Genomic DNA, 12,059 nt, shown 5'->3' with positions numbered 1-12,059 from the left:
CCCTCAAACCATCACCATCTAAAATCGATCCAATAAGATTATAGGGAAATTGCCCGATAATCGTATTTGTCGCCGTTACCGCATTATTCGATATTTTTCCTAAAATATAAGTACTTCAATCAAAAAGAATGCCAAATCAAAATGCCCATTGTGAGATATGAATTTTATTCAGAGCCCATATCAGCGACAAGAAATCCAAATCATTTCGTATCGGCGCAAATCAAAATCGCTGGACGCACGGACTCAATGCTTGGATTTCTCGCGGGGACCATAGGACTTGAATCGCTCGACCGTCTCGGCGACCTCGGCATCGGACAGCACCACCGGTGCGCCGACCTGCAAGGCGATCGCATATTGGCGGCACAGAGCCTCGACCTCGACGGCGAGCCACATCGCCTTCGAGAGGTTCGGCCCGGTCGCGATCATGCCGTGATTGGCGAGCAGGCAGGCGCTGCGGCCTTCGAGGGCATTGAGGGCGAAATCCGAGAGGCCCTGCGTGCCGTAGGGCGCGTAGGGGGCGCAACGGATGGTCGGACCGCCGGCCATCGCGATCATGTAATGCACCGCCGGGATCTCTCGGCCGCAGATCGCGAACCCGGTCGCGTAGGGTGGGTGGGCGTGGACGACGGCGCCGATCTCGGGCCGGGCCGCCAGGATGTCCCGATGGAATCGCCACTCGGAGGAGGGGGCCAGCGGATGGTCCCAACTCCCGTCGAACTCCATGGGGACGAGGTCATCGGGGCTGAGTTGCTCCGCCGGAATCCCGGAGGGCGTCACGAGGAAGCCGCTTCCGGTTCGGACGGAGAGGTTACCCGAGGTCCCCTGACTGAGGCCGAGATCGAGCATCCGACGCATCGCCTCGACCATCGCTTGACGGGTTGCGAAAGTCGGCACGGACAACTCCTCTGACGGCAGATCGATCTGCGATGCGGAGCGCGCAAGGAACGGGCCTTGTGGTGCGCGCTCGGACCGGCAATCGCCGGGATCGGTGCACGATCCTATCCGCAGGAGCGGCCAGGTGAAACCGGGGCAGGTCGAGCCGGACGGGTATTGCCGGCACGCGACGCCTGCCGCCTGAGGCGGCAGGAACGCTCGCCGAGCACGAGTATTGGAGAGAGGTGTACTCGCGGCACGCGCTTCAGGTGCGGCCCATTCCGCCGATTGCGGTCGATCTGCTCCGTCAGTCGGCGGTTTGACGCTCGGCCTCGGGCCTTGAGATGATATAGGCGGCCCATGAGCACCTATCGATTCGAGGCTCTGCTCGCCCCGCGCCGCATCGCCGTGGTCGGAGCGGGTGATCGCCCCGGCTCCGTCGGCCGGGCGATCATCGATGGCCTGCGCGCGGGCGGATTCACCGGCGATATCGTCCCGGTCCATCCGCGCGAGACCAGCGTCGATGGGTTGGCGTGCAGCCCGCGCCTCGCCGACATCCCCCAAGCCCCCGACCTCGTGATGATCGCCACCCCCCCGGCGGCGGTGCCGGGCATCGTCGAGGAGGCGGGGCAGATCGGTGCCGCCGCGGCGGTGATCCTGTCCGCCCATCTCGGCGTCGGCGAGGCGGCCCCGGCCGGCGCCGCCCAGGCGGCGGCACGGCGGCACGGATTGCGGCTAATCGGGCCCGACAGCATCGGGTTGAGCGTGCCGGCGCGCGGCCTCAACGCGAGCCTGCTCGCCCGCCCGCCGAAGCCCGGCGATCTCGCCCTCATCTCGCAATCCGGCACCGTCGCCTCGGCCATCGCCGAATGGGGCTGGCGGCACGGGGTCGGCTTCTCCGCGGTGATGACGCTCGGCCGCTCCGCCGACATCGACATCGCCGATTGCCTCGACCATTTCGCCGAGGATTTCCACACCCGCGCGATCATTCTGTCCCTGCACCACGTCGCGGATGCGCGGAAATTCCTCACCGCAGCCCGGGCGGCGGCCCGCGCCAAGCCGGTCGTGGTGCTGCGCACCGGGCGCCACGATGCGCCCGGTCGCCGGCCGGAGACGCATACGGGCGCGCTCGCCCGGCCCGGCGCCGTCTACGAGGCCGCCTTCCGCCGGGCAGGCCTGCTCGCTGTGGACGGGCTCGATGCCATGTTCTCCGCCGTCGAGACCCTGGGGCGCCAGCGGCCCTTCCCCGGCAACCGGCTGATGATCGTCTCCAACGGGCGCGGCATCGGCGCGCTCGCGGCCGACCACCTGGCCGATCTCGGCGGCACGCTGGCGGAGCCTGCACCGGCAACGCAGGACTCCCTGGCTCCCGTGCGGCAGGGCCGGCAAGCCAACCCGCTCGATCTGGGCATCGACGCGGTGCCGGGCGATTACGTCGGCGCCCTGGAACCGCTGCTTGCCGGGCGCGACAGCGACGCGATCGTCGCGATCCATGTGCCGACGGCGCGGGCGGGCAGCCGTGAGGTCGCCGAGACCGTGGCCGGTGCCGTGGCCAAGGCGCGCTCGGCGGGGCGCCGCAAGCCGGTCTTCGCGGTCTCGATCGGCGAGGACGAAGCGATCCGCACGATCTACGCCGACGCCAAGATCCCGCTCTTTGCCACCGATGCCGACGCGGTGGAGGGCTTCCTGCACCTCGTGCGCTACCGCGAGGCGCAGAACGACCTGATGCGCACGCCGGACGCCCTGCCGCGCGAGTTCACGCCGGACATCGCCGCCGCACGCCGCATCGTGGACGAGGCGCTGGCCGAAGGGCGCACCTGGCTCGACCCCTACGCGGTGACCGAGCTGTTGACCGCCTACCGGATCGTCTCGGTGCCCGTCACGCTGGCGCCCGATCCCGACGGGGCCGCGGCTGCGGCGTGGCCGCTGATCGCGGGCGGCGGCACCGTAGTGCTCAAGCTCGTCTCGCCGGACGTGGTGCACAAATCCGAGGTCGGCGGGGTACGCCTCGGCCTCACCTCGGAAGCCGACGTGCGTGAGGCGGCCCACGCCATGATCGCACGCGTCCGAGAACTCCGCCCCGACGCGCGGGTGGCGGGCTTTGCCTTGCAGCCGATGCTGCGCCGGCCGCAGGCGCGCGAGCTGATCGCAGGCCTCGCCGAAGATCCGGTCTTCGGGCCCGTGGTCGTGTTCGGGCGCGGCGGCACGGCGGTCGAGGTCATCGACGACCGGGCCCTGGCGCTGCCACCGCTCGATCTTGCCCTGGCGAGTGAGTTGATCGGCCGCACGCGCGTGGCCCGCCGTCTCGAAGCCTATCGCGACGTGCCGGCGGCGGACCTGCCGGCCATCGCCCTGTTGCTGGTGAAACTCGCGCAACTCGCCGCCGACCTGCCGGCGGTGCGCGAACTCGACATCAACCCTCTGCTGGCCGACGCCGACGGCGTGGTCGCCCTCGACGCACGCGTCCGCATCGCACCGGAGCCGAGCCCGCCGGAGCGCCGCCGCGGCAACTGGCACCCGCGCTTCGCGATCCGGCCCTATCCGTCCGATTGGGAGCGGCGGCTCAAGGTCGGAGAGCGGCGCGTGCATGTCCGGCCGGTCCGGCCGGACGACGAGGGCATGTTCCGCGCCTTCTTCGCGCAGGTGGACCCGGAAGACGTCCGCCTGCGCTTCTTCGCCCCGGTGCGGGACTTCAGCCACGCCTTCCTCGCCCGGCTGACCCAGCTCGACTACTCCCGCGCCATCGCCTTCGTCGCCCTCGACGAGGCGGCGGAGGAGGATCGGCGCATGCTCGGCGCCGTCCGCCTGCACGCCAACGCCAACCACGACACGGGCGAGTTCGCGATCCTAGTGCGTTCCGACATCAAGGGGACGGGCCTCGGCGCCACCCTCATGCGCCTGATGATCGACTGGGCCAGGGCCGAGGGCATCGCCGTGGTCGAGGGCAGCGTGCTGGCCGAGAACCGGCCGATGCGAGCGGTCTGCCGTCACCTCGGCTTCGTGGAGAAACCGGTTCCGGACGATCCGAGTCTCGTGAAGGCGACGCTGAGCGTCGGGGGATGATCATCGCGTACGGCCCCGATCGCGACGGGCCTTTTCACGCGATGCTCCGCAGCCAAAGAAAAACCGCCGACCCTTCCGGATCGGCGGTCCCTCGGCATCGGGAGAGGGCTCAGTGGCCGCTGTCGGTGGCCTCGCGGGTCGACTCGTAGAGGAACCACGTGCGCTCCTCGGACTGATCGATCCACTCTTCCAAGAGGCTCGTGGTCGAGACGTCGTTGGCTTCGTCGGTGACGCTGTGCAGCTCGCGCATGTTGGCGGTCAGCGCCTTGTTGTCGTCGCGCAGTTCCTTCAGCATCTCCAGCGGGCTCACATAGTCCGCGTTGTTGTCGGGAACGCGCTTGAGCTGCTCGGCCTGTCCGAGGGAGCGAAGGGTCGTGCCACCGATCTTGCGGGCGCGCTCGCCCACGGCGTCGATGATCGCGAAGATCTGCTCGGACTGCTCATCGAGCAGCAGGTGATAGTCGCGGAAATTCGGCCCACTGACATGCCAATGGAAATTCTTGGTCTTGATGTAGAGCGCGAAGAGATCCGACAGGAGAACGGTCAAGCCTTCGGAGATCTTCTTGACGTCGTTCGGGTCGAGATCGGTCGGGGTGTTGAGCCGATCACTGGGGACGCGCAGCTTGGCTTTGGCCATGAGGAGATATCCTTAACACTCTGCAATCGAATTCTGATGGGCGATAACCGCGCCGGTACTCGATCGGCAGAATGAGCAAGCGCGAGGCTTTGTTCCGCTCCGCATGGCAGCGCTGCTGTGGACGGGACGCGGCGCCGCCCAGGCGCTTCAGCCCCGCCCGCCGACGAGGCCGGGCGGCATCGGGACCGGCTCGTTCTCCGGCCCGCGTGTGGGCGGCGCGGCTTTCCGGGTCTGCGGCTTCGGCGGAGCGGGCAAGGCGGTCGCGGGCGCCGGCGTCGGAGCGGACCCGACCGGTGCGGGCTTGACCGGCGCCGGCCTGACGGGCGCCCCCTGCGCCGTGGACGGCAGGGGACGCGGCGCGACGCCCGGTGCGGCCGGGCGGGGTGCCGGCGCCGTGCGGGGCGTGATGGCGCCGGTGGTCGTCACATCGGGGGTGAGCGGCGTCGCCGCGGCCGGCGCGGGTGGCGTGTCGAGGCCGTAGATGTCGTCGCGGAAATGCACCCGGCCGTCCGAGGTCGCGTAGCCGGTCAGGTAGACGAAGGCGACGGGCGTCGGCTTCACGAGCTTCGCGTCGCGCCGCTCGCCGACAGCGATGGCGGTCTCGATCTCGATCGGTCCCCAGGCGGAGCCCGGCCCGTTCGGCCCCTCGGTGCCTTGGAGCAGCCAGGCGGCGAACTCCTTCACCTGACCGACGCGCACACAACCGTGTGAATGGAAGCGCACCGACCCGGCGAATAGCGACTTCGAGGGGGTGTCGTGCATGTAGATCGCGTGGCGGTTCGGCATGTCGATGCGGACTTGGCCCAGCGAATTGTCGAGGCCGGAATCCTGGCGCAGCGTGTAGTTGGTCGCCTTCTGCGTGTTCCAGTCGATCGCGGTCGGATCGACCTCGACGCCGCCGGGGCCGAGGATGCGGATGCGGTTCTTGGCGAGATAGCCCGGATTCTTGCGCATCGTCGGGATGATCTCGTTCTTGATCACCGAAACGGGCACGGTCCAGGTCGGGTTGAGATTCACGTCGGTGATGCGGGTCTCGACCGCGGGCGTCTGCTTGTCGGGCGAGCCGACCACGGCGACGTAGCGGCGGGTCACCGCACCGTTCTCCACCGCCTCCACCGTGGCGGAGGGGATGTTCACGGTCACATAGCGCTCGCCGAAGCCGAAGCTCGACCCCATCAGCCGCTGCGCCGAGGCGCGCAGTTGCCGCTGCCGCACGTCGGCCGGCACGTTGAGGGCGTTCAGCGTCAGACGGCCGAAAATGCCGGCATCCGGCAGGCCGTGGCGGGCCTGGAACGACTTCACGGCCGCCACCAGCGGCGGATCGAAGCGGTCGGAGGGGGGCGCGTCGGCCGGAAGGTCGCCGGTCAGGGTGAGGTGATGGCGCAGCGAGGGGATCGCGGCGTGGCTGTCGCCGGGCTTCGGAGCGAAGTCGGCGGGCAGCGTCTTCCAGCCGCCGGCCTCGGCATAGACCTGATAGCGCTCGGCGGCGCGCATCGTGTCGACGAAGGTCTGCGCGGTGTAGCTCGGCAGCGGATCCTCGGACACGCGGGCGTAGACGACGGGCGGCAATTCCCGCGACGCCTTCTTGACCGGAGGCATCTCGGCCGGAACCGCCACCGTGTCGGCGGTCGGGCGCTCCAGTTTCGGCGCGGTCTTCGGGTCGGGCTTCGGGTCGACTTTGGGCTCCGGCTTGGGATCGGCCCTCAGCTCGCGTTTCGGCTCCGGCGCGGCCTCGGCCTTCGGCTCGATCCGCAGGTTGATCCAGGAATCCGGCTGCGGCTCGGGGACGGACTCGGCCCGGAGCGGACCGGCGAGCAGCAGGGCGAGGGCGGCTCCCGTGCCGCCGATGAGCCGGGCGCGGCGGGGCCTGCGCGGGGCGGGGATAACATTCGGCATCGCGGATCTCATCGGGTGCACGGTCCGATCATCGGCGGGGTTGGTTACCAACTCGCTCACCGCCTCGCCCACGGGGTGTGCCGGAGCACGCAAGCCGCTCGGGAGCGGACCGCAGGGCGATCGCTCGAAGCCGATCGAGCGGCTTTGCGGCGCGGGGTTTTCGGGGCGTGAGCCCCGGAACGCTTCGAGCCGAGCGAAGCCTGAGCCCGCGGAGGCGGGCGCCGGCGATTGTGGCCAGCAACAAACCAGGGCGATCGCCTTCGAGCGATTGCCCTGGAATGGACCGTTCTGCCGCGGTGGTGCGGGCGTGCAGGATGTGCAAAACGCGGGGTCGGAATGCCTCACGAGACGCCCCTGCCGCCGGCCGTTTTCCCTTGGGGCGACGGCGCAGCGGGCGTTTTGCGGGAGCCATTCGGCCGACGCCCCGCGAGACCCCCGTGAGCGAAGACAAGACCTCCAAGCCCGGCAAGACCCTGCTGAGCCCCGAGCGCCGGCCGGACGACGCCGACCAGTCGATCCGCCCCTTGAGCCTCTCCGAGTTCATCGGGCAGCGGGCGGCGCGCGCCAACATGCAGATTTTCATCGGGGCGGCCAAGAAGACCGGCCAGGCCCTCGATCACGTCCTGTTCGTCGGCCCGCCCGGCCTCGGCAAGACGACGCTGGCGCAGATCGTCGCCCGCGAACTCGGCGTCAATTTCCGCTCGACCTCCGGCCCGGTGATCGCCAAGGCCGGCGATCTGGCGGCACAGCTCACCAATCTGGAGGAACGCGACGTCCTGTTCATCGACGAGATCCACCGTCTCAACCCGGCGGTGGAAGAAATCCTCTATCCGGCGATGGAGGATTACCAGCTCGACCTCATCATCGGCGAAGGCCCGGCCGCCCGGTCGGTGAAGATCGAGCTACCGAAATTCACCCTCGTCGGCGCCACCACGCGCGCGGGTCTGCTCACCACGCCGCTGCGCGACCGCTTCGGCATCCCGATCCGCCTCGAATTCTACGAGATCGACGAGCTCGAACTCATCGTCCGCCGCGGCGCGCGGGTGCTCGGCCTCGGCATGTCGGAGGAGGGCGCCAACGAAATCGCCAAGCGGGCCCGCGGCACCCCGCGCATCGCCGGGCGTCTGCTGCGCCGGGTGCGCGACTTCGCCATCGTCGAGGACGCGACGACGGTGAGCCGCGCCATCGCCGACCGGGCTCTTCAGATGCTCGACGTCGATCCGGTCGGCCTCGACGTGATGGACCGCAAGTATCTCACCCTGATCGCGGCCTCGTTCGGCGGCGGCCCGGTCGGGATCGAGACCATCGCCGCGGCCTTGTCCGAGCCGCGCGACGCGATCGAGGACATCATCGAGCCCTACCTGATCCAGAAGGGCTTCGTGCAGCGCACCCCGCGCGGGCGGGTGCTGACGCCGCACGCCTTCCGGCACATGGGCTTTGCCGAACCCCGGCGCGACCCCGGCTCGCAGTTCGGCCTGTTCGGCGGAAGCGACGACCCGGATGCGTGAGGGCCGCAGCCCCGTCTCCGTCACGCGCCGGACGGTGCTGATCGGGCTCGGCGCGACGGCGCTGACCGGGGCGGGGACGGGCGCCTATGCGGTCGGCGTCGAGCCGATGCGGCTCGCGGTGACGCGCTACCGCCTGAAGCCGATCGGCCCCTGGCCGGAGGGCCTGACCCTGCGGATCGTCGCGCTGGCCGACATCCATGCCTGCGAGCCCTGGATGTCGACCGCGCGCATCGCCGGCATCGTCGCGGCGGCCAACGCTCTTCAGGGCGACGTGATCGTGCTGCTCGGCGATTACGTCTCCGGCATGCGGGTCGTCACGCGCTACGTGGACGCCGCCGAATGGGCGCCCGTACTCGGACGACTCGCCGCGCCGCTCGGCACCTACGCCATCCTCGGCAATCACGATTGGTGGGAGGACAGGACGGCGCAGGCTCGTGGCGCCGGCCCGACGATCGCGGGCGAGGCGCTTCGGCGCGTCGGCATCCCCGTGCTGGAGAACGACGCGCTGCCGCTCTCGGTCGAAGGTCACACGGTCTGGCTCGCCGGCCTCGCCGATCAGCTCGCGCTCCTGCCGGGTCGCAGGCGCCACGGTCATCCGCGCATCGGCCTCGACGACCTCACCGGCACGCTGGCGAAGATCCCCGATGGCGCCCCCGCGATCCTGCTGGCACACGAGCCCGATATCTTTCCGCAGGTGCCGCCGCGCATCGCGCTCACGCTCTCGGGCCATACCCATGGCGGACAGGTGCGCCTGTTCGGCCGCTCTCCCGTCGTCCCCTCCCGCTACGGCAACCGCTACGCCTATGGCCATGTCCGCGAGCAGGCGGATCTCATCACCTCCGGCGGGCTCGGCACGAGCATCGCGCCGGTGCGTTTCGGCGTGCCACCGGAGATCGTCGTGGTCGAGCTTGATGCCGATGACACCAAGCGATGAGACATGCATGGGATACATATCATGTGCGTCATAATCGACGAAAACATCGGCATATTTTAATCATTTCAGACTGGGTCTGTAACCGTCAGCGCGACGCAAATTGACAACAAGCCATTGTCAAAAAACGAATTATTCGAACCCTATGGGTTCTTCCAGCGGCAATCCGGCGCATCTACGGCCGTCGAAGGCGGCGCCGGCGGCATGCGGAACAGGCGTGCATCGCACAAGTTGAGGGCCCGACCACGCTCTTTAGGAGCGCCGGCCCAACGAACGATTCCAGCACGACCTTCAAGGAACCCTCCGCCATGAAGACGACCGTCCTGGCCGCCCTCGGCCTGTCCGTCGCTGCCCTCGCCACGCCCGCCCTGGCTCAGGACGCCCTGCCGCTGCGCATCGGCAGCGACGCACCGATCGGGCGCGCCGGAACCGATACCCGCGACTTCCGCGCCGAGGCTCTGCGCTCGGATGCCACCAGCATCGAAGCCAGCCGGATCGCCCTGGAGCGGTCCCGCAATCCGCATGTGCGCAACTACGCCAACCGGATTCTGGTCGAGCGTCAGGCCACCACCCGGGCCTTGCTGCCCGAGGGCACGTCGCTGACCGCCAGCGGGCGCGTCGTCTCCGACCAGCAGGGTATCCCGACCCGTCTCGACAACCCGATCGGCGTGGTGCTGGCCCCGGTGACGCTGGCTGCCAATATCGGCACCGGCATCGTCGGTGGCGTGCTCGGCGGCGTCGGCCTGATCGACAACAGTCCGGGAGAGCCCGGCCGTCGCGTCGCCCTCGGCCCGAATGGCCAGCAGCGCCTGGAGCGCCTGCGCTCGGCCCGTTCGGCCCGCGAGTTCGACCGGGCCTATGTCAGCGGGCAGGCGCGCTCGGATGCCCGCACCCTCGCGCTCTACGGGAGCTACGCCCGCAACGGCGACAGTGCCGCCGGCCGCACCTTCGCCAACGAGGCGCTGCCCTACATCGCCGACGAGCACGCCCATTCGGCCACCCTCGCGAACCGCATCGGCGGCTGATCGACGCGAACCCGCCTGCTTGACAGGGCCGCCCTCGAAAGGGGCGGCTCTTGCCGTTCGAGGCACTCTTGCCGTTCGAGGCACCGTTGCCGATGTCGCGCCGGCCCGCGGGCAAGGGCGCAGCCCGACCTCTCGCCACCCATGACGAGACCCGCTAAATGACGGGATCCCCACGAACCCGGACGTCCATGGATCCGACCCCAGGCGCCGAGGCGCACCGCCTTCCGCTGCGCATCTACTACGAAGACACCGACTTCTCGGGCTTCGTCTATCACGCGAGCTACCTGCGCTTCATGGAGCGGGGCCGCACCGAACTTCTCCGTGCGCTCGCGGGCGACCAGTCCGAGATGCACGCGGAGGGCACGGGGCTCGTCTTCGTGGTGCGGAAGATGACCCTCGATTTCCTCAAGCCCGCCCGCATGGACGATTGGATCGAGGTTCACACCCGGTCGAGCGCGTTGCGCGGCGCCTCGATGCACCTCGCCCAGGAGGTCCGTCGCGGGGGCGAGGTGCTGGTGCGCGCCGACGTCGTGGTCGCCTGCGTCAGGAACGGGCGCGCGATCCGCCTGCCGGACGGACTACGCCGCGCCCTGACGCCGGCTGGTCTCAGATCCGTCTGACCTCGACCAGGAAATCCTGAACCGCCCGCGTCACCTGCTCCATCTGCTGGTCGAGGATCGTCGTCGCGGAGAGGACCGAGCGGGCCGAGCCGGCCGAGGTCTCGGCCGTCGTGGCGACCTGGGCGATGCTGCCCCCGACGAGAGACGTCCGCTCCGCCGCCTCGCGGGCGCTCCGGCTGATCTCGCCCGCCGTGGCCGATTGTTCCTCGACCGCCGCCGCGATGGTGGTGGCGCCCTCGTCCAGGCCGCGGATCACGCCCGAGATCCGCTCGATGGCCGCGACGGTCTGCGAGGTCGCCGCCTGGATCAGCCCGATCTGCTGGGCGATCTCGCCGGTGGCCTTCGCCGTCTGCCCGGCGAGCACCTTGACCTCGGTTGCCACCACGGCGAAGCCGCGGCCCGCCTCGCCGGCCCGAGCCGCCTCGATGGTGGCGTTGAGAGCGGGAAGGTTGGTCTGGCTGGCGATCGAGCTGATCAGACCGACGACCTCGCCGATGCGTTGCGACGTTTCGGAGAGCGCCTTGACGCTCTCCATGGCCGCGCCGGCCTCGGTCACGGCCTGTCCGGTCGCCGCGCTGGAGCGGTTGACCTGCCGGGTGATCTCGCCGTTCGAGGCCGTCAGTTCCTCGACGGCGGCGGCGACGGATTGGACGTTCACCGTCGTGTCGGTCGCGCCGGTGGCGGCGCTGTCGGCCGCATGGGCGGTGGCATCGGTGGCGGAGAGGACGCGCTCGGCCGCCCCGCGCATCGCGCTCGTGGCCTCGGCGGCCTCTCCGAGCGCAGCGCGGACGGAGGCATCGAAGCTGGCAATCGAATCCGTGAAGGGGGTCACGTCGGCCCAGGACAGGACGGCGGCGACGTAGTGGCCGTCCGCGTCGCGGACCGGGGAGACGTGGAGATCGAGCGTCTTCGGTCCGAGCCGGATCTTGGTGCGCCAGGGCAGGCGGGCCGGGTCGGCGACGATACTGCGCTGATGGGCCGGGTTCTTATGGAACACATCCATGGTGAGCCCGACCATGGCATCCGGGTTCACCGAGGCCGGCAAATGCGCGCGCAGGCTGTGAAGGGTCTCGACGCTGCGCTGATTGGCGAAGGTGATCGTCGCATCGGTGGGATGCAGGACGAGCACGTTGACCGGAAGCTCGTTCAAGACAGCCGCGAAATCGACGGAAAGCCGGCCCGGCTTCTCCGAACCCTGCTGCGCCGGACCGGCCGCCGGGAAGAATCTTCTTGGGAGGATCATCAAAAGCCCACATTCATCCCAGGGCTTCAGAAGCCCGCCTCGATTTGATGGACCCTAACCTATGTTCGCTTATTATTGGTAAACGACAACGATTTTTTAAGTATGTTTCAATAATGAGCATCGAGGACGCGGATGAACCCGTGGACCGAAACTGAATTCCCGCTCTTTCAAAAATTGCAGATTATATCGCTCGCCGTTGATCAACCCATTGACGGAAGATTGATGGAGGATAGTGCGGGACCAAACGTAACGGTTTCTTAACC

At 68.9% G+C, this 12,059-nt stretch carries 9 protein-coding genes; 5 read left to right on the top strand and 4 right to left on the bottom strand.

The genetic code is table 11. The features are described 5' to 3' along the window. Positions 1–243: 243 nt before the first annotated feature. Entirely contained in the window at positions 244–894 is a 651-nt protein-coding gene (locus tag E4V01_RS10725; RefSeq protein ID WP_135298325.1) for a class II aldolase/adducin family protein, read from the bottom strand. Positions 895–1,233: 339 nt separating this feature from the next. Here E4V01_RS10725 and E4V01_RS10720 point away from each other — a divergent pair, with 339 nt between their 5' ends. Continuing rightward, positions 1,234–3,936, top strand: coding sequence for a bifunctional acetate--CoA ligase family protein/GNAT family N-acetyltransferase (locus E4V01_RS10720; RefSeq protein WP_135298324.1), 2,703 nt, complete (start codon positions 1,234–1,236; stop codon positions 3,934–3,936). A 109-nt stretch (positions 3,937–4,045) separates the two neighbouring features. On the opposite strand, the gene E4V01_RS10715 is transcribed toward E4V01_RS10720, so the two are convergent. Both E4V01_RS10715 and E4V01_RS10710 read right to left on the bottom strand, forming a co-directional pair. Continuing rightward, the gene (locus E4V01_RS10715) at positions 4,046–4,573 is read right to left on the bottom strand and encodes a Dps family protein (RefSeq protein WP_003607126.1); all 528 of its coding nucleotides are present in this window, start codon (positions 4,571–4,573) and stop codon (positions 4,046–4,048) included. Between the two features lie 147 nt (positions 4,574–4,720). Beyond that, positions 4,721–6,469 carry a L,D-transpeptidase family protein gene (locus tag E4V01_RS10710; RefSeq protein ID WP_135298323.1) on the bottom strand — a complete coding sequence of 583 codons (1,749 nt, stop codon included), beginning with the start codon at positions 6,467–6,469 and terminating at the stop codon, positions 4,721–4,723. Between the two features lie 437 nt (positions 6,470–6,906). Between E4V01_RS10710 and ruvB the strand changes: the two genes are divergently transcribed. The 4 genes from ruvB (at position 6,907) to ybgC (ending at position 10,553) form a co-directional block, all read left to right on the top strand. Beyond that, a complete protein-coding gene (gene ruvB / locus E4V01_RS10705) occupies positions 6,907–7,977 on the top strand; it encodes a Holliday junction branch migration DNA helicase RuvB (RefSeq protein WP_060771989.1) in 1,071 nt (356 codons plus the stop codon). Beyond that, the gene (locus tag E4V01_RS10700) at positions 7,970–8,911 is read left to right on the top strand and encodes a metallophosphoesterase (RefSeq protein ID WP_135298322.1); all 942 of its coding nucleotides are present in this window, start codon (positions 7,970–7,972) and stop codon (positions 8,909–8,911) included. Before ruvB ends, E4V01_RS10700 begins: the two co-directional genes overlap by 8 nt. Positions 8,912–9,216: 305 nt before the next feature. Further along, positions 9,217–9,933 (top strand): DUF4142 domain-containing protein, encoded by a 717-nt coding sequence (locus tag E4V01_RS10695; protein WP_060771988.1) that lies wholly within the window; start codon positions 9,217–9,219, stop codon positions 9,931–9,933. A 188-nt stretch (positions 9,934–10,121) separates the two neighbouring features. After that, positions 10,122–10,553: a tol-pal system-associated acyl-CoA thioesterase gene (ybgC, locus tag E4V01_RS10690; RefSeq protein WP_135298321.1), complete on the top strand. Its 432-nt coding sequence runs from the start codon at positions 10,122–10,124 to the stop codon at positions 10,551–10,553. Here the strand turns inward: ybgC and E4V01_RS10685 are convergent. Then, positions 10,540–11,703 (bottom strand): methyl-accepting chemotaxis protein, encoded by a 1,164-nt coding sequence (locus E4V01_RS10685; RefSeq protein WP_245517503.1) that lies wholly within the window; start codon positions 11,701–11,703, stop codon positions 10,540–10,542. The genes ybgC and E4V01_RS10685 overlap by 14 nt on opposite strands. Between the last annotated feature and the right edge of the window lie 356 nt (positions 11,704–12,059).

The sequence above is a fragment of the Methylorubrum sp. Q1 genome (assembly GCF_004683995.1).
In the GTDB taxonomy this organism is placed as follows: domain Bacteria; phylum Pseudomonadota; class Alphaproteobacteria; order Rhizobiales; family Beijerinckiaceae; genus Methylobacterium.
The sequence above is the reverse complement of the archived record's forward strand: the minus strand, read 5'-3'. Positions and strand labels throughout refer to the sequence as shown.